At 73.1% G+C, this 22458-nt stretch carries 20 protein-coding genes; 14 read left to right on the top strand and 6 right to left on the bottom strand.

The window, feature by feature from the left end; translation table 11 throughout:
* Positions 1-207: 207 nt before the first annotated feature.
* The 3 genes from AB0A95_RS07550 to AB0A95_RS07560 all read right to left on the bottom strand — a co-directional run bounded on the left by AB0A95_RS07550 (position 208) and on the right by AB0A95_RS07560 (position 2744).
* Positions 208-1020, bottom strand: coding sequence for an ABC transporter permease (locus tag AB0A95_RS07550; RefSeq protein WP_357554801.1), 813 nt, complete (start codon positions 1018-1020; stop codon positions 208-210).
* On the bottom strand, positions 1017-1952 hold the full coding sequence (locus AB0A95_RS07555; protein ID WP_357554802.1) for an ABC transporter ATP-binding protein: 936 nt from the start codon (positions 1950-1952) through the stop codon (positions 1017-1019). Before AB0A95_RS07555 ends, AB0A95_RS07550 begins: the two co-directional genes overlap by 4 nt.
* A gap of 144 nt (positions 1953-2096) precedes the next feature.
* Positions 2097-2744 carry a hypothetical protein gene (locus AB0A95_RS07560; protein ID WP_357554803.1) on the bottom strand — a complete coding sequence of 216 codons (648 nt, stop codon included), beginning with the start codon at positions 2742-2744 and terminating at the stop codon, positions 2097-2099.
* Between the two features lie 158 nt (positions 2745-2902).
* Here AB0A95_RS07560 and AB0A95_RS07565 point away from each other — a divergent pair, with 158 nt between their 5' ends.
* Both AB0A95_RS07565 and AB0A95_RS07570 read left to right on the top strand, forming a co-directional pair.
* Positions 2903-3688 carry a GNAT family N-acyltransferase gene (locus tag AB0A95_RS07565; protein ID WP_357554804.1) on the top strand — a complete coding sequence of 262 codons (786 nt, stop codon included), beginning with the start codon at positions 2903-2905 and terminating at the stop codon, positions 3686-3688.
* Positions 3685-4629 (top strand): lysophospholipid acyltransferase family protein, encoded by a 945-nt coding sequence (locus AB0A95_RS07570; protein WP_357554805.1) that lies wholly within the window; start codon positions 3685-3687, stop codon positions 4627-4629. The genes AB0A95_RS07565 and AB0A95_RS07570 overlap by 4 nt, the downstream gene beginning before the upstream one ends.
* A 109-nt stretch (positions 4630-4738) precedes the next feature.
* On the opposite strand, the gene AB0A95_RS07575 is transcribed toward AB0A95_RS07570, so the two are convergent.
* Together AB0A95_RS07575 and AB0A95_RS07580 are read right to left on the bottom strand one after the other, a co-directional pair.
* Positions 4739-4927, bottom strand: a complete 189-nt coding sequence (locus AB0A95_RS07575) for a DUF397 domain-containing protein (RefSeq protein ID WP_357554806.1) — start codon at positions 4925-4927, stop codon at positions 4739-4741.
* Positions 4914-5723: a helix-turn-helix transcriptional regulator gene (locus AB0A95_RS07580; protein ID WP_357554955.1), complete on the bottom strand. Its 810-nt coding sequence runs from the start codon at positions 5721-5723 to the stop codon at positions 4914-4916. The genes AB0A95_RS07575 and AB0A95_RS07580 overlap by 14 nt, the downstream gene beginning before the upstream one ends.
* A 609-nt stretch (positions 5724-6332) precedes the next feature.
* Here AB0A95_RS07580 and AB0A95_RS07585 point away from each other — a divergent pair.
* From AB0A95_RS07585 to AB0A95_RS07620, 8 genes are all read left to right on the top strand, one after another.
* The gene (locus AB0A95_RS07585) at positions 6333-6686 is read left to right on the top strand and encodes a hypothetical protein (protein WP_357554807.1); all 354 of its coding nucleotides are present in this window, start codon (positions 6333-6335) and stop codon (positions 6684-6686) included.
* 454 nt (positions 6687-7140) lie between these two features.
* Positions 7141-7965 (top strand): DUF4097 family beta strand repeat-containing protein, encoded by an 825-nt coding sequence (locus AB0A95_RS07590; RefSeq protein ID WP_357554808.1) that lies wholly within the window; start codon positions 7141-7143, stop codon positions 7963-7965.
* Complete coding sequence (locus AB0A95_RS07595; protein ID WP_357554809.1) at positions 7962-8573, top strand: PadR family transcriptional regulator; 612 nt, start codon at positions 7962-7964, stop codon at positions 8571-8573. The genes AB0A95_RS07590 and AB0A95_RS07595 overlap by 4 nt, the downstream gene beginning before the upstream one ends.
* 73 nt (positions 8574-8646) lie before the next feature.
* A complete protein-coding gene (locus AB0A95_RS07600; protein ID WP_355033347.1) occupies positions 8647-9348 on the top strand; it encodes a response regulator transcription factor in 702 nt (233 codons plus the stop codon).
* On the top strand, positions 9345-10901 hold the full coding sequence (locus AB0A95_RS07605) for a HAMP domain-containing sensor histidine kinase (RefSeq protein WP_357554810.1): 1557 nt from the start codon (positions 9345-9347) through the stop codon (positions 10899-10901). The genes AB0A95_RS07600 and AB0A95_RS07605 overlap by 4 nt, the downstream gene beginning before the upstream one ends.
* A 62-nt stretch (positions 10902-10963) precedes the next feature.
* Positions 10964-12658, top strand: a complete 1695-nt coding sequence (locus AB0A95_RS07610) for a trypsin-like peptidase domain-containing protein (protein ID WP_357554811.1) — start codon at positions 10964-10966, stop codon at positions 12656-12658.
* A 181-nt stretch (positions 12659-12839) separates the two neighbouring features.
* A complete protein-coding gene (locus AB0A95_RS07615; RefSeq protein ID WP_357554812.1) occupies positions 12840-13511 on the top strand; it encodes a BON domain-containing protein in 672 nt (223 codons plus the stop codon).
* A 160-nt stretch (positions 13512-13671) separates the two neighbouring features.
* The gene (locus tag AB0A95_RS07620) at positions 13672-14727 is read left to right on the top strand and encodes a glycosyltransferase family 4 protein (protein ID WP_357554813.1); all 1056 of its coding nucleotides are present in this window, start codon (positions 13672-13674) and stop codon (positions 14725-14727) included.
* 76 nt (positions 14728-14803) lie between these two features.
* On the opposite strand, the gene AB0A95_RS07625 is transcribed toward AB0A95_RS07620, so the two are convergent.
* Positions 14804-16456, bottom strand: a complete 1653-nt coding sequence (locus AB0A95_RS07625; RefSeq protein WP_357554814.1) for a protein kinase — start codon at positions 16454-16456, stop codon at positions 14804-14806.
* Between the two features lie 165 nt (positions 16457-16621).
* On the opposite strand from AB0A95_RS07625, the gene AB0A95_RS07630 reads away from it, so the two are divergent.
* The 4 genes from AB0A95_RS07630 to AB0A95_RS07645 are packed head-to-tail and all read left to right on the top strand — an operon-like array spanning position 16622 to position 22371.
* Positions 16622-17455 carry a patatin-like phospholipase family protein gene (locus tag AB0A95_RS07630; protein WP_357066752.1) on the top strand — a complete coding sequence of 278 codons (834 nt, stop codon included), beginning with the start codon at positions 16622-16624 and terminating at the stop codon, positions 17453-17455.
* Positions 17455-18471, top strand: coding sequence for a 1-acyl-sn-glycerol-3-phosphate acyltransferase (locus tag AB0A95_RS07635; RefSeq protein WP_357554815.1), 1017 nt, complete (start codon positions 17455-17457; stop codon positions 18469-18471). The genes AB0A95_RS07630 and AB0A95_RS07635 overlap by 1 nt, the downstream gene beginning before the upstream one ends.
* 9 nt (positions 18472-18480) lie before the next feature.
* Positions 18481-18801, top strand: a complete 321-nt coding sequence (cutA, locus tag AB0A95_RS07640) for a divalent-cation tolerance protein CutA (protein WP_357066756.1) — start codon at positions 18481-18483, stop codon at positions 18799-18801.
* Between the two features lie 48 nt (positions 18802-18849).
* Entirely contained in the window at positions 18850-22371 is a 3522-nt protein-coding gene (locus AB0A95_RS07645) for a hypothetical protein (RefSeq protein WP_357554816.1), read from the top strand.
* The last annotated feature ends 87 nt before the right edge of the window (positions 22372-22458 follow it).

Genomic DNA, 22458 nt, shown 5'->3' on the forward strand with positions numbered 1-22458 from the left:
CGGACTGGACGGCTCCCAGGCTACGCCGTACCGATCCCGCAGGCATTTCAGCCTCGGTCCCGTGGCCGGTTTCACAGAAGATGCCAGAAGTTCAGCAACCGCTGCGCGGCTGGTGAGGGACTGGTAACGCATGGTCACCAGCGAGGGCGGGGCGCCGACCCCGGAGCGGCAGGACTGTCGCCGCCGTCCCCGGGGTCGGGACCGCCGTCAGGCGATGTCGCGCCGTCGGGTGATCAGGACTCCGACGACCCCGGTGACCAGCGCGTAGCCGACCAGCACCAGGGCGCCGACCCACCAGGACGGAGTGAACTCCGAGGTGCCCTCCGTGATCATGACCTGGGACGCCACAGCGGGCCAGACCACCTGCCACTTGAGCACCGCCTGGCTGTCGAGCACGTTCGACAGGAGCAGGAACAGCAGACCCACCACCTGCGTGCCGATCAGGTAGAGCACCGCCGCCGTGATCACCGCTCCGAGCTGGTTGGTGATCAGCGTGCCGATGCCCACCCCGAGGATCGTCCAGATGGCGTACGCGAGCAGGTTGAACAGCAGCGCCCGCTGCACCGGCCACTCACCGAGCTGGGTGCCGTAGTCGTTCAGGGACAGGAAGATCGAGCCGGCGGCCAGGTCGATGAGCGTGGTCGCCAACCAGAACATGAAGCCGAGCAGGCTGGCGGCGACGAGCTTGCCGACGATGACCGACGTACGCCGGGGAGTCGTCAGGAACGTCGTGGTCGCGGTCTGGTGGAAGAACTCGTTGGTGACCATCAGGATGCCGATGAGCATCACGAACATCAGCCCGAGGTACTGGCCCGAGGTGTAGAGGTTCGCCGCCTGCGCCGGCGGGGTCGCCTGCTCGGCGCTGACGCCGACGTTGCCGGCGTCGCCACCGAGGGTCGTGACGAGCAGCCACGCGTTGATCGCGAACGCCAGCGCGATCGAGAGGAACGCGCCGAGGGCCAGCCACCACCAGGTGCTGGTGGTGCGGATCTTGAGCAGTTCGGCTCGGACCAGGTTCATCGGATGCCCGCCTTTCCGGCCGTCAGCTCCAGGAAGACCCGTTCCAGGTCGGGTCGTTCGGTGGTCAGTTCGTGCAGCTCGACCCCGGCGGCCAGGGCGGCCCGGCCGATCGTCGGGGCGTCCACCCCGGCGACCAGCAGCACGCCCTGCTCGTCGGTGTCGACTGTCGCCGACTGCGCCTTGAGGGCCGCGACCAGCGCCTCGGCCTGCGGCGTGCGTACCCGCACCCGGGCGCCCTGCGCCATCGAGCCGAGGACCTGCTCGACAGGTCCCTGCCGGACCAGCTGACCGGCCGCGATGATGACCACGTCGTCGGCGAGCAACTGCATCTCCGACAGCAGGTGGCTGGAGACCAGCACGGTGCGGCCCTCGACGGCGAGGTTCTTGAGGAACCCGCGCATCCACCGGATGCCCTCCGGGTCGAGCCCGTTGGCGGGCTCGTCGAGGATCAGCACGCGGGGGTCGCCGAGCATCGCGGCGGCGATGCCGAGCCGCTGCTTCATGCCCAGCGAGTAGCCCTTGAACTTGCGCTTCGCCGCCGGGGTCAACCCGACCAGCGCCAGCGCCTCGTCGGCCCGCTGCCGGGGCAGCCCGGCCGCCGCGCAGATGACCCGCAGGTGGTTGATGCCGGTGCGGCCCTTGTGCGCGCTGGAGGCCTCCAGCACCGCGCCGACGTGCCGCAGCGGGTCCGACAGGTCGGTGTACCGGTGGCCGCTGATGGTGGCCGTGCCGGCGGTCGGCGTGACCAGGTTCAGCAGCATACGCAGGGTTGTCGTCTTGCCAGCGCCGTTCGGGCCGAGGAAGCCGGTCACCCGCCCCGGTGCCACGGTGAAGGACAGGTTGTTCACCGCCCGCACGTTCTTGTACTGCTTCGTCAGACCGGACACCACGATCTGACCGTCGCTGGTGGGGCTTCGCTGCCCGTCAGTCATCGTTCTCCTCCCGTGTACGGCGTCGAGGTACGCCGTGGCACAGCGTGACGGCCCGGGGCAACAAGGTCAATCAGGCGCGGTCCGTATGTTCGCCTCCGTCGCGGGGCGGAGGCGACTCCACCCTGCGGACGACGGGCCGCGGTTTCAACTGGCGATCCAGGTCGCCCGGGCCACGCCGAGCAGCGCACCGTCCGGGCCGTACAGACTGGTGTGCACGAACGCCTTGCGCCCATCGACGCCGAGTAACGCCCCGGTGACCACGCAGTCGTCGCCCGGGTCCGGCAGCGCCGTGACCGCGGCGGCGATCCGACCCAACAGGTACGGGCGGCCGGGAGCCAGCACCGCCCAGCCGCCGGGGCAGTCCAACGCCGCCCAGACCGTGGCCGCGCCGACCTGCTCGGGCGCCCGGAACGGCGCCGCGGTCCGCCCGTCCGGCAGCCGACCGGGAAAGATCCGCAACCCGTCGGTCCGCTGCGGCCCGCACACATAACAACCCGGAAACGGATGCTCGACCAGGCCGGGATAGCGGGTCGCCGCGGCCACCGCGGTGTCCAGGTCGACAGGGGGTACGACGGCGTCGACCACCCCGGCCGGGCGCACCTCGGCCACCAGCTCGCCGGCCGGGTCACGGACCTCGTCGCCGACAAGCGTCAACTCGGTCTCCAGCGGCGGTGGCCGGCGCAGCGTCACCTCGACCGGGCCGGTGCCGCCCGCCTCGGCGGCGAACACTCCCGCGCTCCAGCCGCCGTTGCCGGAGCCGGCGGGCCCGTTGTAGCGGGACTCGATGCGCATCGTCGACCTCCGATGGGGCGGGCCGGCGCCTTCGCCGGTCGCTCCGGCAGCCTCGCACGCCCACCGCGGGGTGCGGCTAGCGGTCTCGCCTGCCGCCGTTCATCCGATCGACACCGGTGGTCTGAGTGAATGGCAACCCGGGCACCTACACAGATCCCATGGCCGTTCTGCATGCCGCTGGCGCACCCTTGACGACCAGCGGATACACCCTGCTGATCGCCGACGACCCCACCCAGGTCGCGGCCGCGCAACGCCTGCGCCACGAGGTGTTCGCCACCGAACTCGGCGCCACCCTCCTCTCCGGCACCGCCGGGCTGGACGTGGACCCCTTCGACGCGTACTGCGACCACCTGATCGTCCGCGAGGACAGCACCGGAGAGGTGGTCGGCACGTACCGGCTGCTGCCGCCGGGGCGCACCGACCGGCGGTACGCCGAGGACGAATTCGACCTCGGTGCGCTCGATCCGCTCCGTGACGACCTGGTCGAGGCGGGTCGGTCCTGTGTGCACCCGGACCACCGCTCCGGCGCGGTGATCAACCTGATGTGGGCCGGCATCACCAGGTACCTGCACCTGCGGGGCTCCCGCTGGCTCGGCGGCTGCGCCTCGGTGCCGGTGGACGACGGCGGGCGGACGGTCGCCGGCGTGTGGGCCCAGGCGCAGGCCCGGCACCTGTCACCGCCGCCGCTGCGGGTCCACCCGCTGCGGCCCTGGTTCGCCAACCCGACCGGCGCCCCCGCCCCGACCTCCGCTGCCGCCGCCGATCCGGCCGGGCGCGTCGCGGTGCCGCCGCTACTGCGTGGCTACCTCCGGCTCGGCGCGTGGATCTGCGGCGAGCCGTCGTACGACCCCGACTTCGGGTGCGCGGACTTCTACGTGCTCTTCTGCCTGGACCGGATGAATCCGCGTTACCTGCGGCACTTCCTCGGCGGGGCGGAGCGGTGACCGCCGTACCGCACGACCTGTGGCGTCCCTCGTCGGGTTGCGGCGACGACTGTCTGCCGGCGGACGGCGAGGTGCCCACGGTGCCGGTGGCCCGTCGGGTGCTCCGGCTGGTCGCCGTGACCGGCATGCTGCTGGCCGGTGTCGGCCTGGTGGTGCTGCTGCCCGTACTGCCGACCCAGGAACGGCAGGCGGCGGTACGCGGCTGGGCCCGGGCCACCGCACGTGCCTTCGGCGTCCGGCTGGTGATCCGGGGCCGGCTGCCCCGACGGCGGGCGCTCCTGGTCGCCAACCACGTCTCGTGGCTGGACGTCATCGCGGTGTTGGCGGTAGCGCCCACCCGGATGGTCGCGAAACGGGAGATCCGCTCCTGGCCGGTGGTCGGCCTCCTGGCCGCGGCGGCGGGGACCGTCTTCGTGGACCGCTCCCGGCCGCGGGCGCTGCCGAGCATGGTCGGCCGGGTCGCCGACACGCTGCGCGCCGGCCGGTCGGTGGCGGTCTTTCCGGAGGGTACGACCTGGTGCGCCGGTGACGGTGCCGCCGACTGCCGCCCCGGCGGCGGTTTCCGGCCCGCGACGTTCCAGGCGGCCATCGACACGGGCAGCCCGGTGGTGCCGCTGCGGCTCGCCTACCGCTGCGCGGCCACCGGTACGACCACCACGGCAGCCGCCTTCCTCGGCGCGGACACGCTGTTGCGATCGGTCGCCAGGGTGGTCGCGGTGCGGGAACTTGTGGTGTCGGTGACGATCACCGCAGCTCTGCACCCGGCCCGTGCCGCCGACCGGCGGTTGCTGGCCCGGGCCGCCGAGTCGGCCGTACACCTGTTGCCCGCGGCGGGTGCGGTGCCGCGGGCCCGGCTGCGTCCGGTCCCCACGGCGACCCCGGCCGGCGCACTGCCCACGGCGACGCCGGTCGTCGGTGGCGGGCTGGATCTGGCGGCCTGAGGGGGAGCGTCGGCTGCGGCGCGTTCGCCCTGCCCCGCGATATCCACCTCGTCAAGCGACACGAACAGGCCCCTCAGCGTCGCGCTGAGGGGCCTCTTTGCGCGCTACGTCAGGCGCGCTTGGCGAAGCCGACGAACGCTTTCCAGGTCTGCGGGTCGAACGTGAGCGCGGGGCCGGACGGGTCCTTGCTGTCCCGCACGCCGACGACACCGACCAGGTTGTCCGCTACTTCGACGCAGTTACCGCCGCCCGATCCGCTGCGGCTCGACTTGCGCCAGATGGCGTTACTGAGGTCCATGATGGCTCTGCACTTCCTTCATCAGGTCGATGGACTGTTGGCGCGGGAGCGCTTCGTTCCGCACACCCTCCCACCTCGTCAAGAGCGTAGACACACCATCGTTCCCGTCGATGACGACCCCGCCAAGCTGGTTCTCCAGGTGCCCGACCCAGCCCCCGTCTGCGGAGCGAGCCAGGGCGAACGGGCCGGTCGAGCCGATGTGCAGCGCCGTCGTGGACGGGATGATGTGCACATGGATGTGCGGCAGCTCGGCCAACGCGATCAGGTGGGCGATCTGCTCGGCCATGATCCCGGCCAGGCCGGGGCTGGTGTCGCGTAGTGCACGCTCGTCCAGGACGGCGATGATCTGCGGCGGATCGTCGGCGGTGAGGATCTGTTGCCGCTCCATCCGGGCGGCCACTCTCCGCTCAACTTCGTCGGTCGACAGCGTGTCGTTGAACCGCAGGATCGCTCGCGCGTAGTTCTCCGTCTGGAGGGGGCCGGGGATCAGCAGGGGCTCGTAGAGCCGGAGCTGACGAGCGGTGCGCTCGGCCTCCAGCCAGGGCCGGAACCAGACTGGCTCCCCGTCGCGCTCGGCGAGCTTCAGCAGGGACACCAGGAGCCCTTCGGTCTCCAGGACCTCATCGACCCTGGCCAGAAACATCCTGTCCAGGGTGCGCTGGCCCGTCTCCACGCCGGAGACCTGGGAACCACTGAAGGCGATCCGCCTGCCCAGATCCTCCTGAGACAGGCCGGCGACCGTCCGCAGCCGGCGCACTTGAGCCCGAATCAGGTCGGCTGTTGGCTCACCTTCCACAATTCCTCCTCGGATTCCCAGCCTTCGCCCAGACACGCCCGAGCCCTCCCATGGCTCGACCAACCAGCGGCCCCGTCAACCGAACTTCTCCCTGGTTGGCGTCTGTCTATTCCGACAGTAGCGGTGTCCTCACCAGACTGTCACCAAGCGGATACGCCTCGGTCCTTCCGGTGAGCTACGGGCAGGTCCGCTTGGGCCGTCGCCCGTGGTCACGACGGCTCGGGGTCGCTCTGCTCCCCCCGTGGCAGGGCGGCCCCACCCCGAGGATCCGGGGCCCGGGTCGTGGAGGGGACATGCAGTTCGCGGCCCGGTCTCCGGGCAACAGTCAGGAGGAGCGTTCGTGGACGACGAGGATGCCGACCTGGTCCAACCACGGCACCGGCCGCACCGATCGAGGCGCTTCCCCGGGGGCCGGAAGTGTGCCTGCCCATCCTGCCGCACCGCTCGTAAACCGAGGCGGCCGACCAGCACCCCCGAGCCGCCGACCGACCGCTACGGACCATCCCGCACCGGCGGCTTCGTGCCGCCCTTCAACCCCGCATGGAACGAGTCAACACAGATCAACTGGACGGTGGCCGCCGAGCCACGAACCACACGGCAGGAGTCGACATGACACTCAGCACCCAGATCCATCCGCCGAAAGCTGGCCCAGCGGCCAACCTTCCGAGGTCCCACGCCGGGCCGACTCCGCACACTCCGCTGCGCCCGATGTGGTGCTGCCGAGCGGATGGGCAGCACTGGCCATGTGGCGACGCGAGGCTGCGGCTCAAGGCCGAGTTTGGCGACAACCCGGTCGGCCTGGCGATCTTCCTGGCCGGCATGTACTACGAGGCGACCAAGGATCTCTACCACCTGAACCCGCACGACGGGCCCAGTCCCACCGACCTGTTCCAGCGCTTCGTCGCCTGGGGCCCGTACCGCAAGCCCGCCGTCGATCTCCCGACGACGGCTGGCGGCTCATAGATTCCTGCTGGTCGCCGCCCTGGCCAAGCAACGAACTGCGGGCGTCCGGGCCAGGATCCAGGACTGCCGCCATCACCTTCACGGCCGGTAGTACTGGCACGGGACAGCACCCCTCGCGCTCGCTCTCGATCGCGGCGTTCAGCGTGGGTTGTCAGTACCTCGTCGTGCCGGTGCCGGCTCGGGGTAGCGGTGGGCGGCGCAGATGGGACCGGTACCGGCTGATGCCTGTGAGTCATCGATATGACTCACAGGCATCACGCTCACGGCAGCCCCGGCCGTTGGTGGCGAGCTGGACCTGGCGGCCTGAAGGCGGCGGCCGCGCCCCACCCTGCGCCCCGTCCGTGCCCGGCATCGTTCCAAGACCGCGCGACCTGTCTTGTGCTGTCGCGATGTATCGCGTTACTGTCTGCTCGTGGGGCGCGCGTCGGCGTGCCGTCGAGAGGGAGGACGCGCCATGGCCGGATGGACTGTCGAGAGCCCGCGGCGGCTCACCCTGGACGGGCCGGTCAGCCGCCTGGACGTCCGCCTGATCAGCGGACGGCTCAACGTGGTCGCCGCCGACGGCCCCGCCCGGATCGACGTCACCCAGGTCGGCCGTCGGCCGGTCCTGATCGAACATTCCAACGGGCGGCTCAGCATCCGCCAGGAACGCGGCCGGAGCTGGTCGGACGTCCTGCGGTGGTTCCGCATGCTCCACCGCTATCCGAAGGTGGACGTCTCCGTCGCCGTGCCCGCCGACGTCCTCGCCGACCTGGGCCTGGTCGCGGGCTCGCTTGTCGCCTCCGGGCTGCGCCAGCAGACCACGGTCCAGGTCACCGCCGGCCAGATCACCCTCATGGGTCTGCGGGGCACCACCAGCGCGCACATCACCTCCGGCCCGGTGGAGGCGCTCGGCGTCCGCGGTGACCTCGCCCTGGAGACGGTCTCCGGCGAGGTGATCATCGCCGACAGCGCCGCCGAGCGGGTGCGGGCGCAGACCGTCTCCGGCGCCATCACCTGTGACCTGGACAATCCCCGACGCAGCGAGATCCGGCTGACCACCGTCACGGGCGGCATCACCGTCCGGGTCCGCGAGGACAGCGACCTCGCCGTCGAACTACAGACCGCCGCCGGGCGAATCACCAGCGGCTTTCCGCAGGTACGCACCTCGCCGTTCCCGCCGTCCAGCGGCGCGGGTGTGCTCGGCGCCGGCGACGGTAAGCTCTGGGCTTCCACGACCTCGGGGAGCATCGCCCTGCTCGCCCGAGCTGTCGACCACGACGGGGAGGAGCTGCCGTGACCGCCGTGTTCAGCCACGGGCGGCTCCGGCTCTACCTGCTCAAGTTGCTCGACGACGGCCCGAAGCACGGCTACGAGCTGATCCGCCTGCTTGAGGACCGTTTCCTCGGGCTCTACGCGCCCAGCGCCGGCACCATCTACCCCCGCCTGCAACGGCTCGAGGTCGAGGGGCTGGTCAGCCACACCGCTGCCGGTGGCCGCAAGACGTACGACATCACCGACGCCGGTCGTGCGGAGCTGCGCCAGCGGGCCGACGAGTTGGCTGCGCTCGAAGCGGACATCGCGGCCTCGGTGGCCGACCTCTCCAGCCTGGCCGGCGAGATCCGCAGCGAGGTACGCGGCTCGGCCCGCGACCTCAAGCGGGAGCTGAGCGAGGCCACCCGGCAGACCCGGCGCACCCGGTGGGACACACCGGCACCGCCGCCACGGCCGACGTCGACCACCGGGCCACGCGCCGAGCTGCTCGACGAGTTGGACCAGCGGTTGGCCGCGTTCACCGCCGAGGTGGGCCGACTGATGCGCGCCCGGCAGTTCACCGACACCCAGTTGCGTACCGCGATCCGGCTGCTCGACGGCGCTCTGGACGGGCTGCGCCGCCTCCTGCGCTGAGCACGATCCGACTCACAGGGTTTTTGCAGGAAGCGTCCAGCGCGGGCGCAGTGATGTCGCCGATGATGGGCGCATGCCCGCTACCCAGACCGAGGCGCGACTCCTCGTCGTCGAGGACGACCCCAACATCCTCGAACTGCTCTCCGCGAGCCTGCGGTTCGCGGGCTTCGACGTGGCCACCGCGACAAGTGGGAGCGCGGCGCTCAACGCCGCCAAGGACCACCGGCCCGACCTGGTGGTGCTCGACGTCATGCTGCCGGACCTGGACGGCTTCGAGGTCATCCGGATGCTGCGCGAGGGCGGCACGCGTACCCCGGTGGTCTTCCTGACCGCCCGGGACGCCACCGACGACAAGATCCGTGGGTTGACCCTGGGTGGCGACGACTACGTGACCAAGCCGTTCAGCCTGGAGGAGTTGACCGCCCGGATCCGGGCCGTGCTGCGTCGCACCACGACCGGCGGGCAGGCCCCGTCCCGGCTCACCTTCGCCGACCTGGAGTTGGACGAGGAGACCCACGAGGTGCACCGGGCCGGCCAGCGCGTGCAGCTCTCGCCGACCGAGTTCAAGCTCCTGCGCTACCTGATGCTCAACGCCAACCGCGTGCTGTCCAAGGCGCAGATCCTCGACCACGTCTGGAACTACGACTTCCGTGGTGACGACAACATCGTCGAGTCCTACATCTCCTACCTGCGGCGCAAGGTCGACACCACCCAACCCCGGTTGATCCACACGCTCCGTGGCGTCGGGTACGTGCTGCGCAAGCCGGCGGCGTGAACACGGTTCAGCAGGCGAAGGGACGGCTGCGGGGCGTACCGCTGCGGGTCAAGCTGGTCACGTCGGTGCTGGCGCTTGTCGCCGTCGCGCTGCTGGTGATCAGCTCGCTGACCGCCTACTTCCTGCGCAACTACCTGGAGGGCCAGGTGGACGGGCAGGTCCGCTCGGCCACCCAGGGTCTCGGGCAGGCGCTCCCGGGCCTGCGCAGCGGCGAGATCAGGGCGATGCTGCCCAGTGACTACGTCGTGTCGGTGGCCGACGAGACCCAGGTCTACCGGGCGATCTACGACAAAAAGAGTCTCGACCCCGAGCAGTTGCCCACCCTCCCGACAAGCGTGGACGGCTTCGAGGATTCGGAGGGAGAGCCGAAGACCGTCGTGTCGCACGACGGCCGTACCCGGTGGCGGGTCTACTTCGCGGCACAGCCGGACGGCTCGGTGCTGGCCGTGGGTCAGCCGCTCACCGAGGTCGACCGGGCGGTGAAGCAGCTCGTCTGGATCGACCTGCTGGTCGGCGGGTCGGTGCTGATCCTGCTGGCGTCGGTGGGCGCGGCGATCGTCCGGACCAGCCTCAAGCCCCTGGTGGAGATCGAACGCACCGCCGCCGCCATCGCCGGCGGTGACCTGACCCAGCGGGTGCCCGACCCGGAGCAGGGGCAGGAGCATCCGACCTCGGAGCTGGGCCGGCTCTCCCGCGCGCTGAACGCGATGCTCACCCAGATCGAGGCGGCGTTCACCGCCAGAGCCGCCTCGGAGATGTCCGCACGCTCGGCGGAGAGTTCCGCCCGGGACGCCGCCTACGCCGCCCAGGCGTCCGAGGCACGGGCAATCCGCTCGGAGGAGCGGATGCGGCAGTTCGTCGCGGACGCCTCGCACGAGCTGCGGACCCCGCTGACCACCATCCGCGGCTTCGCCGAGCTGTACCGGCAGGGCGCGGCCCGGGAGCCGGAGCAGACCGCCGGCCTGCTGCGCCGCATCGAGGACGAGGCGTCCCGGATGGGACTGCTCGTGGAGGACCTGCTGCTGCTCGCCCGACTGGACCGGGAACGGCCGCTCTCGCTGACCCCGGTGGAGTTGCCGGTGCTCGCCTCCGACGCCGTGCAGGCCGCCCGGGTGATGGCCCCGGATCGTCGGATCGAGTTGGAGATCGAGCCCGGGTCCGGTCCGCTCGTCGTCTCCGCTGACGACGCTCGGCTGCGTCAGGTCATCGGCAACCTGGTCACCAACGCGCTGACGCACACCCCGCCGGACGCCGAGATCCGCGTGCGGTTGCGGGCCGAGCCGGGGGCCCGGGCCGTCATCGAGGTGGCCGACACGGGTCCCGGCCTCTCGCCGGAGCAGGCCGAACGGGTCTTCGAGCGGTTCTACCGGGCCGACGCGGCACGGACCCGGCGCGCCGACGGCAACACCGGCACCGGCCTTGGCCTGGCCATCGTGGCGGCGCTTGTCACCGCGCACCACGGCTCGGTCGAGGTGGCCGAGACACCCGGCGGTGGAGCCACCTTCCGGGTCCGGCTGCCGCTGCTGCCACAGACCGAGGAAGCGGGCGAGTGACTTTCAGCCAACTTCCAGGACGGTTCCAGGTTGATTGCAGTGCCCAGGGAGAAGGTAGTGGCATGACCGAGTACGAGTCCGACCCGCAGCGCCGGCCGGCCCCCACCGACGCCGAGCCGTCGCACCCCACCGCCGAGCTGCCGCGCGACGAGCGCGCGCAGTCCGACTCCCCGACCACTCCCATTTCGGTCGTCTCGACCACCGGTGACGCGCAGCCCACCGGTGACGCCGCGACCACCCGGGACACGGAGACCACCGCCGTCACGCAGCCCGTCGCCGGCAGCGAAGGCGCCCCCGCCTACGGCGAGCAGCCGGCCAGCACGCCGCCGGCCGTCATGCAGCCCACCGGCTACGAGCCGCCGACCGCCGCGCAGCCCACCGGGTACGAGCCGCCGGCCGCCACGCCCTCCGCGCCGCCGTACCCGGTCTCCGGCTACCCGGCGCCAAGCCAGCCCGGCTACCCGCAGCCGAATGCCGGCCGGTACCCCGGCGCTCCCTGGTACGCGGGCCAGCAGTCCGGCTGGGCCGGCGGGGGGCAGCCGGGCATGGCGTACCCGCCGCACCAGCAGCACGGCCAGCACCCGCAGCACCCCGGGCAGCACGCTCAGCAAGCTCAGCACTTCGGGCAGCACCCGCAGCACCCCGGTCAGCCGATTCCGCCGTGGGGCCCGCAGGTCGCGCCGCCCGGCAGCGGCCCCCGGCCGGGCCGGATCGCCAAGTTCGCCGGCGCTGGCGTCGCGGTGTTCGCGCTGATGCTCGGCTCCGGCGTCGCCGGCGGCGCCCTCGCCCTCGCGCTCGACGGTGACGGCGGCGGCGTCACCCGCACCTACACCGCGGCACCGGTGCTCAACAGCGCCGACCTGCCGAAGATCGCCGCGTCCGTGCAGGACAGCGTCGTCTCCATCACCACCGGCAGTGGCGAGGGCTCCGGGGTGGTGCTCACCAACGACGGCTACGTGCTGACCAACAACCACGTGGTCGCCTCCGCCGGTGGTGACACCGTCCAGGTGGTCTTCGCCGACGGCACGAAGGCGCCGGCGAAGATCATTGGCACCGACCCGAAGACCGACCTGGCCGTGGTCAAGGCCGACGGGGTCACCGACCTCAAGCCGGCCAAGTTCGGCGACAGCGACGCCATGCAGGTCGGCGACCAGGTGCTCGCCCTGGGCAGCCCGCTCGGTTTGCAGGGCTCGGTGACCTCGGGCATCCTCAGCGCCCGGGACCGCACCATCCGGGCCGGCGACGGCCAGCAGCAGGACCCGAGCCAGCAGAGCCAGCCGGTCAGCTCGATCTCCGGTCTGCTCCAGACCGACGCGCCGATCAACCCGGGCAACTCCGGTGGTGCGCTTGTCAACACCCGGGGTGAGGTGATCGGCGTCAACACCGCCATCGCCACCTCCGGGCAGAGCACCGGCAACATCGGCGTCGGGTTCGCCATCCCCAGCAACAAGGCCAAGGACGTCGCGGGCAAGCTTCAGCGCGGCGAGAAGGTCAGCCACCCCTCCCTCGGGGTGGGCGTCAACCAGGCCGAGGGCGGCGGCGCGCTCGTCGCGTCGGTCAGCCCGGGCAGCCCGGCCGAGAAGGCTGGCCTCCAGCGTGGCGACGTCGTCACCAAGTTCGGTGACAAGCCGGTCAACGACTCCGACGACCTGGTCGGCGCGGTGCAGGCCGGCAAGGTCGGCGACCGGGTCGAGGTGCAGTACAAGCGAAACGGCGTCGAGAAGTCGGCAACCGTGACGCTCGCCGAGACGTCCTAACAGATATCCACCTGCCTCCTCCCTCCGGCGGCGGGTGGCGGGGCCGAGGGGGTCGGCTCCGTCACCCGCCGCTCTTTTCCGCCCGGACGGCGGTTCACCCGGATCGGGTGGACCGCCGTCACCCGTTCACCAGGCAGGTTTCGGTGCGGAGTGTGCGCAACCGAGACCGGGGGTGGGTGCCATGACCGAGGTGGTGGGTGTCCGCGACGACCAGCGGATCCAACGCGACGTCCTCGCGGAGCTGGCCTGGGACCCCCGGCTGCGACCGAACGAGATCGGCGTGAGCGTCGACCAGGGGGTGGTCACGCTGACCGGGTTCGTGGACGGCGCCGCTCGCGCCTGGGCGGCGACCCGGTCCGCGCAGCGGGTTCGGGGCGTACGGGCGGTGGCCGACACGATCGAGGTACGACTGCCCGGCACGCCGGGGCGTACCGACGCCGAGATCGCCATCGCCGCCTCCCGGGCGCTGGAGTGGGACAGCTCCCTGCCGGCCGAACGCCTGGACGTCACAGTCGCCAACGGCTGGCTGACGGTGCGCGGTGTTGTCGAGTTCGGCTGGCAGCGCCGCGCCGCCGAGGGCGAGGTGCGTCGGCTTGCCGGCGTCCGGGGGATCGGCAACCTGATCGAGGTACGACCTGGGGCCCCACCGGTCGCCGAACGCCTCCGTCGGGACGTCCAGCGGGCACTGGCCCGCACGATCGGTGCCGATCGGGTGACAGTCGAGGTGGACGGCGACGCGCTGGTCCTCGCCGGGGTGGTCCGGTCCTGGTGGGAACGCGACCAGGTCCAGCGGGTCGCCTGGTGCGCGCCGGGCGTGCGGGTGGTGCACGACCAACTCCTGGTCGGCGGGTGAGCGTCCGCTTGTCCGGTTTACCCGGGACGCCACCGGGAACCCGCCGCCGACCTCACCCGCCGGCCGGCGGGTGACGCCGCACGGGGAGCAACGGGGAGGACTCGTGGCCGTGAACCACCCGCCTGCGGGCCGCCCTGCGGAGCGGTCTCTGCGTATCGCGATGGTGGTTCCGCCCTGGTTGTCCGTGCCGCCTCCCGGCTACGGCGGCCTCGAACAGGTCGTGGCCGCACTTGTGGACGCGTTGAGCAGGCACGGGCACGCGGTGACCCTGTTCGGCGCCGGCAGCCACCACGGCACCGCCGCCGACGGCTTCGTCTCGACGGTGTCCGAGGTCCAGTACGAGCGGCTCGGCGAGTCACTGCCCGAGCTGGCCCACCTGGCCCGGGTGAACCGGCTGATCACAGCGGCCGACTTCGACGTGATCCACGACCACACCACGATCGGCCCGCTGCTCGCCGGTCGCCGGGCCGTACCGACTGTCGCGACAGTGCACGGCAACCCCGTGGGGGAGTACGGCGACGTGCTCAGCGCCATCGACGCCGAGGTGGCACTGGTGGCGATCTCACACGCCCAGCGCCTGCTGAACCCCGGCCTGCCCTGGGCGGGCACCGTGCACAACGCGCTGGATGCCCACGACCTGCCGCGCAAGACCGAGCCCGGCCGGGGGCCGGTGCTGTGGCTGGCCCGGTTCAGCCCGGACAAGGGCCCCGACATCGCCATCCAGGCGTGCCGGGAGGCCGGGTTGCCCCTGCTGCTCGCCGGCAAGTGCAACGAACCGGCCGAGCGCCGGTACTACGAACAGGTCGTCGAGCCGCTTGTCGACGAGAACGTGACGGTCGTGCTCAACGCCGACCGCGCCGAGACGCTGCGGATGCTCGTCGACGCCCGTTGCCTGATCATGCCGATCCAGTGGGACGAGCCGTTCGGCATGGTGATGCTGGAGGCGATGGCGACCGGGACACCTGTGGTCGCGCTCAACCGGGGCGCGGTGCCGGAGCTGGTCCAGCCCGGGGTGACCGGGCTGGTCTGTGCTCGCCCGGAGGAGCTACCCGCGGCCCTGCGCGCGGCGGACCAGCTCGACCCGGCCGCCTGCGCGGCACACGTGGCCCGGAACTTCTCGGTCGAGCGGATGGCGGACGGGTACGCGGAGATCTACCGGCGCTTCGCCACCGGCGGGCAAAACGTGCGCGAATCGGCCCGGGTCTCGGCCCGCTGACCGGCCAGCCGCGACGCCCACTGACCGGCCCGTCGTGACGCCCGTTGTCCGGCCCGCCGCGACGCGGTCGCCCCGGTCAGACCCGGGCCATGCCCAGTTCGGTGATGGCGGCGTCGAGTTGCCTCGCGTACGCCGGACTGATGCCACCCTCGCCGAGGCGGACCGCGACCTTCTGGCGTAGCCGGGCCACCGGTGGTGCCAGCTCGTCGCGGCCGGAGCTGACCCGGGCGGTCAGGTTGCGGAGTTCGTTGCGCAGGTCGAGGCCGACGTCGTCGCGGATCTCCCCGGCGCTCAGCCCGGCGGAGATCAGCTCGTCGACCCGGTTGGCGGCCTCGACGAGAGTGCCCGGACCCGAGGTGGGCGACGCGGTCCGCGGCCCCGCCGGCGGTGCCGTCGTCGGCGCTGCCGGCGCGGATGTCGCCGGGGCGGGCGTCGGGGTCGTCATCGGGCCCGCCGAGGGCTGCGCTCGCCGGGTGGGCTGCTGGTCGGGCAGCAGGGCCACCCCGATCAGCGCCGCCGTGACCGCCAGGACCACGGGCACGAGCAGCAGCGCCAGCCGCCGTCGCGACCACTTCGACCCGGCCGCCGTCGCTCCGGCCGCCGTCGCTCCGGCGGGCGTCGCTCCGCCTGGGGTCGCTCCGGCCGGCGTCCATCCGTTCGCTGTCGCGCCGGCGGGCGTCAATCCGCCTGGGGTCGCTCCGGCCGGCGTCCAGCCGCCCGCTGTTGCTCCGGCGGGCGTCCATCCGTTCGGAGTCGCGCCGTCCGGCGTCCATCCGTTCGGGGTCCCGTCGGCCGGCGTCCATCCGTTCGGGGTCCCGTCGGCCGCCGGGACGGCGACTGGGTGCGGTGGCAGGGGCTGGGTGGGCAGCCGGGCGGTCGTGGGTGACGGATCGGCCGGCGCCAACTGGTCGCGCAGCGTGTTGGCGACCTGTCGGGCGGTCGGCCGGTCGGCCGGGTCGCGGGCGAGGCTCCGCAGGCAGATCCCTGTCACCGCCGGGGGCAGCTCCGGCAACTCGGCAAGCGTCGGCGCCGGACCGTTGGCCAGCGCGGCGCTGAGCTGCTCCCAGGTCTCCGCCGGATAGGGGACCCGGCCGGTGAGTGCCTCGTACAGCAGGACGCCGAGCGAGTACACGTCGGTGGACGGCTGGGCCGGCGCACCGTCGAGTCGTTCCGGGGCGACGTACGCCGGCGTGCCGAAGGTGCCGCCGTCCTCGTCATCGTCGGGTGTGCCGATCCGGGTGGCGATGCCGAAGTCGAGCACCTTGACCCCCGACCCGGTCATCATCACGTTGGCCGGGGTGATGTCGCGGTGCACGATGCCGAGTCGGTGCGCGGCGGCCAGCGCGTCCGCGACCTGGGCGGCCACCTGGACCGCCTCGGTCCACGGCAACGGCCCCTCGGTGAGTCGCAGCTCCAACTCCTCGCCGCTGAGCAGCTCCATCACCACGAACGAGGTGATCGAGCCGTCCGGCGCGACCGTCTCGCCGTAGTCGTGCACCGAGGTCACGTGGGGGTGCACCAACTGGGCGGCGGCCCGGGCCTCCTCGCGCACCATGTCGCGGAAGCGCGCGTCGGCGGCCAGCGAGGGGGCGAGCACCTTGAGCGCGACGACCCGGTCCAGAACCTCGTCGCGGGCACGCCAGATCACGGACATGCCGCCGGCGCCGATCTGGTCGAGAAGCCGGTATCTGCGGGCCAGCAATCGGCCCGCATGCAGTGCTGCCTTCACCGATCGCACCTGCCTCAGGGGTGGGAGCGGTATCAGGTTGCGCGAATGCGTCCTGCCTGTCAACGCCGTTGCCGCCACCGGTCGACGGACGGTGCCTGGCGTGCGCCGACCGTTCAACGCCGGCGGCTGGCCGGTCGGCTGCGGGTCCGTGCCAGGATGAGAGACATGGCGGGGGGACCTGTGGCGTTCGTGCTCGGCGGCGGGGGAGTGCTGGGCGCGGTCGAGGTGGGCATGCTGCGAGCGCTGTTCCGCGCCGGCATCCAACCCGACATGGTGCTCGGCACCTCGATCGGCGCGGTGAACGGCGCGCTTGTCGCCGCCGACCCGTCGGAAGCGGTGACCGACCGGCTGGTCCGGCTCTGGGCGTCGCCGGAGGCGAGCGAGGTGTACGGCGACTCGGTCGCCCGGCAGTTGCGCCGCTTCGCCGCCCGCACCCACCTGCACTCGCCCCGGCCGCTGCGCCGCCTGCTGGAGACCGAGTTGGGGGTGGACACCACCTTCGCCGACCTGCGGGTCCCGTTTCGCTGCTGCGCCGCACACATCGAACGGGCCGCCGAGCACTGGTTCGACACCGGCCCGGTGGTGCCGGCGGTGATGGCGTCGGCCTCGGTGCCGGGCCTGCTCCCGCCCATGGAGATCAACGGCGCGCACTACGTGGACGGCGGCATCGTCAACTCCATCCCGATCGGCGAGGCGGTGGCCGTCGGCGCCCGCCGCATCTACGTCCTCCAGGTGGGTCGGATCGAACGGGAGCTGACGCCGCCCCGGCGGCCGTGGGAGATCGCGCAGGTCGCGTTCGAGATCTCCCGCCGGCATCGCTTCTTCCGCGAGATGGCCGCGCTACCCGAGGGGGTGGAGGTGCACGTCCTGCCGACCGGAGGGCTGAACCCGCGAGACGACACCCCGTGGGCGTACCGGGACATGGCGGCGGTGGGACGGCGGATCAGCCGGGCGTACACCGCCTCCCGGCGCTACCTCGCCACCCACCTGGAGCGGTGATGCCGCTGCCTCCCAGGTGGCTGCGCAGGTTGTTGATCGCTCCCGCCGTGGTGGCGCTCGCCTTCGTCGTGGTCACCACGTTGCCGGTCTGGGCGTTCCTCGCGGCAGCCGCGTCGCCGCTGGTCCCGGGCCGGTTGCGTCCGTTGCGGCTGCTCTGGATCGGCTGCGTCTACCTGGTCTGGAACGCTGCCGCGCTGCTCGCGCTCTTCGTGCTCTGGGTCGTCTCCGGCTTCGGCTGGCGGGTCCGGTCCCCGGCCTTCCAGCGTGCCCACTACGTGCTGGCCGGCTGGTTCCTGCGGGTGCTGTTCTGGCAGGCCCGGTGGACACTGCGGTTGAGCATCGACGTGGTCGGCACCGACCCGGACACGGCGTTGCCCGGCCGGCCCGAGCTGGTGCTCTGCCGGCACGCCGGGCCGGGCGACTCGTTCATCCTGATCCACGGCCTGGTCAACTGGTTCAAGCGGGAGCCACGGATCGTCCTCAAGGACAGCCTCCAGTGGGATCCGGCGATCGACGTGCTGCTCAACCGGCTGCCCAACCGTTTCATCGCGCCGACGCCGGAGCGCGGCGAGGAGACGGTACGCCAGGTCGGCAACCTGGCCGCGGGCCTGGACGACAACGACGCGTTCGTCATCTTCCCCGAGGGTGGCAACTTCACCCCCAAGCGGCGACTGCGCGCCATCGCCCGGCTGCGTTCCCTCGGCCTGGAACGGATGGCCCTGCGCGCCGAACGGATGCGCCACGTGCTCGCCCCGCAGCCCGGCGGGATGCTCGCCGCGCTGGACGCCGCCCCGGACGCGGGGGTCATCTTCGTCGCCCACACCGGGCTGGACCGGATGCTCACCGTCGCCGACGTGTGGCGGGAGTTGCCGATGGACAAGCGGATCGTGATGCGGTTCTGGTCGGTGCCGCCGGAGGACGTGCCGACCGGCCGGCAGCAACGCATCGACTGGCTGTTCGACTGGTGGGCCCAGATCGACGCTTGGATAGCGTCTAATCGGGACAATGCCGCGTAGGGTGCGGGCGTGGATCAGATCTGCGTGGTGACGACTGTGGTGGACGCGCGTTCGGTCGCCGACGTGCTGGCGGCCGCGGCCGTTGCCGGCCGGCTCGCCGCCTGTGCCCAGGTGGGCGGTCAGGTGGACAGCACCTACTGGTGGCGGTCCGGGGTGGAGACCAGCTCCGAGTGGTCGGTGCAGTTCAAGACCGCACCGGATCGGCTGGCCGCGTTGGTGGACCAGATCCGGGTCAGCCATCCGTACGAGGTGCCGGAGATCCTGGTGTCCAGAGTGGACAGCGGCGATCCGGCGTACGCCACCTGGGTGTTCGAGCACACCCGACCCTGAGTACGCGGACTCTGGGCCGCGCCCGGGTCGGCTGCCGATGATGACCGGGTGGATGACACCCGCTATCCCTGCCCGGCCTGTGGTGCTCCGGCCGATCTGAGTGCCGGCTGCACCGGCTGCCGGCGTGCGCCCGATCCGGTCGCCGCCGAGGTGGTGCGGCTGGGCCGGGAGGTCGCCCAGCTGGAGCCGGAGGTGGAGCGGGCCCGCCGCGCGTACGCCGAGTTGGCCGGACGCCTGTCGGCCGCGTCGCGGCGGCGGGCCGAGCTGGCGGCTGTCGTCCGCGCGGGGTTGGCTGCCTCCGTGGCGACGCGCCCGGCGTCTCACGTCGGGCCGGCGGCGTCTCTCGGCGGGCCGGTGGCGTCTCTCGGCGGGTCGGTGGCGTCTGCTGGGCCGGCTGGCACGGCGGGTTCGGCGCCGGGTGTGGCGGAGACCTCCACCCGGACCGTCCAGGGTGTGCTGTTCGTCCTCGGTGGACTGCTGTTGGGCACGGCCGCTGTGGTGTTCACCGCAGTGGCCTGGGCGGCGGTGGGTGTCGCCGGGCGGGCGTCGATCCTGGCGGCGGTCACCGCGCTTCTGCTGGGCGTACCGCTGCTGGTGGTCCGTCGGGGGTTGCGCGGCACGGCGGAGACGTTCGCCGCGGTCGGGTTGCTGCTCGTGGTGCTTGACGGTTACGCGGCCTGGTCGGTGGACCTGGCCGGGGTGGCCGGCTGGCCCGGCAGCAGGTACGCCGCGCTGGTCGGGGGGGCCAGCGCGGCGGTCGCCGTGGCGTACGGCAGGTGGAGCGGGTTGACCGGGCCCTGGTTCGCCGCGCTGGTGGCCGCCCAGCCGGTGGTGCCGCTGCTCGCCGTCGGGGCCGAGCCGGACGCGGCCGGATGGGCGCTGGTCCTGCTCGCCGTGGCGCTGCTGGACCTGGCCGTGCTGGTGGCGCTGCGCGGCTGGGCGGGCGTGGCACCGCTGGTCGGCCGGGTGGTGGCGGCGGTCGGTCACGTCGCCGCGCTCGCGGGTGCCGCCAGTTGTGCCCTGGTGCCGCTGGTGGTCGGGCGGGCGGCGGGTTCGCCGTGGCTGGCCGGGTCGCCGCTGTTGCTTGTCGCGCTGACCGGTCTCGGCGCGGCCCGGTTGGTCGGCGGACGGGCGTTGCGGGCGGTGGCCGGCGGGTTGCTGCTGCCGGTGCTCGCCGCCGCCCTGCTGCGTCCGGTGGCCGAGCTGCGGCCGTCCCTGCTGCTGCTCGCGGCGGCGACGGTGGCCCTCGTGCTGGCCGGGGCGGTGCGGCTACTGCCGGGAGCGGCCGGGGCGGAGCCGCCGGTGCGGGAGCCGGCCGGGGCGGAGCTTCCCGCCGAGGTCGAGTCGGGGGCGGGTGGTGCCGGCGGTTGGCGTACCGGCCCGCGTGCCGGTGCGCTGCTGGTCGCGGGCGTGACGGCCCAGGTGGCCGCGCTGATCACCGCCGTGCTCGCGGTCGCCGCCGTGGGCCGCTCGCTGCCACCCTGGCGCGGGGCCGGAACGGGACCAGACCTGGACTGGGGCTGGCAGTTGGCGCCCGCCGTGGCGTTGGCGCTCGGCGCGACGGTGCTGCTGCTGCCCCGGAGGGTGCGGGCGGGGCTCGCCACGGCCGGCGCGGTGGTGGTGCTGCTCGCCCTGCCCGCCGGCTGGGCGGCCCCCTGGCCGGCGGTGGTGGCCGTCGACCTGGTCGGCGGGGTCGGGCTGCTGTGCGCCGTGCTGGCCCGTCCGACGACCCGACCCGCCGCGCTGCTCGCCCGCGCGCTCGGTGGTGCCGTCCTGCTCGGGCACGGGCTGCTGGTCGCCCTGGCCACCCCGATCGGCGCCCTGGTGGCGCTCGGCTGTGTCGTCGGGGTCGGGCTGGCCCTGGCCGCGCGACGGGGTACCGGGTCGTACCGGCCGGTGGCCGGGGTGGGGCTGCTCGTCGCGCAGCTCGCGCTGCCCGGGGCCGTCGCGGTGGCGCTGTTCGCCGCAGGTGCGCCACCCTGGTGGCAGGCGCGGCTCGCGCTGGCCGCCGCCGGGCTGCCGCTTGTCGCGGCGCTCGCGGCGCGTCGCCACCGGATCGAGCTGACCGGGTACGCGGTGATCGGCGCCGTGGTCGCTGTGACAGTTCCCGGACTCACGCCGCTGGTCGTGGCGGGGAACGAACCGCTTGCGCTGTACGCCGCACCGGCGACGCTCGGCGTCGCGCTCGTCGCCAGGTGGGAGCGGGCGGCGGCCGGCGACAGGGCACCGGTCCGGCGGGCCGTGCTGCTGGCGGCGGGGGGCCTGCTGGCGGTGATCACGGTCCTGGCGGCCCTGCCGTCGGTGTGGGGCGCGCTCGTGTCGCCGTACGGCTCGGGGTGGGTGTGGTCGGGGGTGCCCACGCTCGTCGCCGACCCGATGGCGCTTGCGCGCGGGTTGGCGCTGGCCGTGCTGGCGCTGGCCGTCGTGGTGGCCGGTCGGGGGGTCCGCGCCCGCGCGCTGCCCGCGCTGCCGTTCGGCGCGGCGGCCCTGCCGGTGCTGCTCGTCGCGATCGGCACGCCGTGGCCGGTGCTGCCGGCGGTTGTCCTGCTCACCGGGTTGGCCGCGCTGCTGCTCGCCGCGCTGACCGCGCGCCCGAGGCTCGCACCGATCGCCGTGCCGGTGGGTGCGGTGCTGACCGCCTCCGGTGTGGCGGGGCTGCTGGCCACCCGGGCGGGGACGCTCGCCACGGAGGCAGTGCTGCTGGTGGCGGCGGTCGTCGTCGCCGTCGGGGCGCGGGTGGTCGAGGTCCGGCTGGCGGGTTACCTGGCCGGGGTGGGTGCGGCGTCCGCGCTGGCGGTGACCGCCCCGCTCGCCGGTGGGCAGCCACTGCGGGCGGCGGCGTACCCGCTGTTGGCGGTGGCCACCCTGGTGCTGGCCGTCGCCGCCGCGACCACCGGGCCGCGGGTCCGGGTCGGGCGGGTGCTGGACGCCGCCGCGCAGGCGGTGGCGCTGGTGGCGGCCGTGCTCGCGGTCGAGGTGGCGCGGCACCTTGCCACCCTCTGCGTGCTCTGGGGAGCTGCCGTCGCGCTCCGGCTGCTGCGCCGGGGTGAGCCGGCCGTCCGGCGGTGGGCGTTCGCCGGCATCGCCGCCGGCAGCGAGTTGCTCGCTGCGTGGGTCCTGCTGGCCGCCGGTGGCGTGACGGTGCTGGAGGCGTACACCCTGCCGGCCTCGGCGCTCGCCCTCGGCGCGGGCCTGCTGGCGCTGCGCACCCGCCCCGGGCTGACCAGCTGGCCGGCCCTCGGCCCGGGGTTGGTCGCGGCGCTGCTGCCGAGCCTCGTGTCGGTGCTGGCCGGGTCGGATCCGCAGCCGTGGCGGCGACTGCTCCTCGGCGCGGCGGCCCTGGGCGCGGTGTTGGCCGGAGCGACCCGCCGGTGGCAGGCCCCGGTGCTGCTCGGCGGCGGCGTGCTGGCGCTGTTGGCGCTGCACGAGGTGGCCCGAGGCTGGGACCTGCTGCCCCGGTGGATCTACCTCGGGGCGGGCGGGCTGGCGCTGGTCGGGCTCGCCGCGACCTACGAGCGGCGGCGACGTGACCTGGCCCGGTTGCGGGCCACTGTGGCCCGGCTGGGCTGAGCCGTACACGATCGGGGGTAGTGCCCGCCCTACCCCCGATTCGGGGGTTGCCAGGGTTACTCAGCGCTACTGCGGACCGGAGACTTG

Origin of the sequence: Micromonospora sp. NPDC049230 (assembly GCF_040647875.1) — a bacterium.
Lineage (GTDB): Bacteria > Actinomycetota > Actinomycetes > Mycobacteriales > Micromonosporaceae > Micromonospora.

Bases quoted from the DNA above. Each gene is read 5' to 3' on its own strand.
- AB0A95_RS07550 (WP_357554801.1), bottom strand. From the start codon at position 1,020: ATGAACCTGGTCCGAGCCGAACTGCTCAAGATCCGCACCACCAGCACC.
- AB0A95_RS07555 (WP_357554802.1), bottom strand. From the start codon at position 1,952: ATGACTGACGGGCAGCGAAGCCCCACCAGCGACGGTCAGATCGTGGTG.
- AB0A95_RS07560 (WP_357554803.1), bottom strand. From the start codon at position 2,744: ATGCGCATCGAGTCCCGCTACAACGGGCCCGCCGGCTCCGGCAACGGC.
- AB0A95_RS07565 (WP_357554804.1), top strand. From the start codon at position 2,903: ATGGCCGTTCTGCATGCCGCTGGCGCACCCTTGACGACCAGCGGATAC.
- AB0A95_RS07575 (WP_357554806.1), bottom strand. From the start codon at position 4,927: ATGGACCTCAGTAACGCCATCTGGCGCAAGTCGAGCCGCAGCGGATCG.
- AB0A95_RS07585 (WP_357554807.1), top strand. From the start codon at position 6,333: ATGACACTCAGCACCCAGATCCATCCGCCGAAAGCTGGCCCAGCGGCC.
- AB0A95_RS07590 (WP_357554808.1), top strand. From the start codon at position 7,141: ATGGCCGGATGGACTGTCGAGAGCCCGCGGCGGCTCACCCTGGACGGG.
- AB0A95_RS07600 (WP_355033347.1), top strand. From the start codon at position 8,647: ATGCCCGCTACCCAGACCGAGGCGCGACTCCTCGTCGTCGAGGACGAC.
- AB0A95_RS07610 (WP_357554811.1), top strand. From the start codon at position 10,964: ATGACCGAGTACGAGTCCGACCCGCAGCGCCGGCCGGCCCCCACCGAC.
- AB0A95_RS07615 (WP_357554812.1), top strand. From the start codon at position 12,840: ATGACCGAGGTGGTGGGTGTCCGCGACGACCAGCGGATCCAACGCGAC.
- AB0A95_RS07620 (WP_357554813.1), top strand. From the start codon at position 13,672: ATGGTGGTTCCGCCCTGGTTGTCCGTGCCGCCTCCCGGCTACGGCGGC.
- AB0A95_RS07630 (WP_357066752.1), top strand. From the start codon at position 16,622: ATGGCGGGGGGACCTGTGGCGTTCGTGCTCGGCGGCGGGGGAGTGCTG.
- AB0A95_RS07635 (WP_357554815.1), top strand. From the start codon at position 17,455: ATGCCGCTGCCTCCCAGGTGGCTGCGCAGGTTGTTGATCGCTCCCGCC.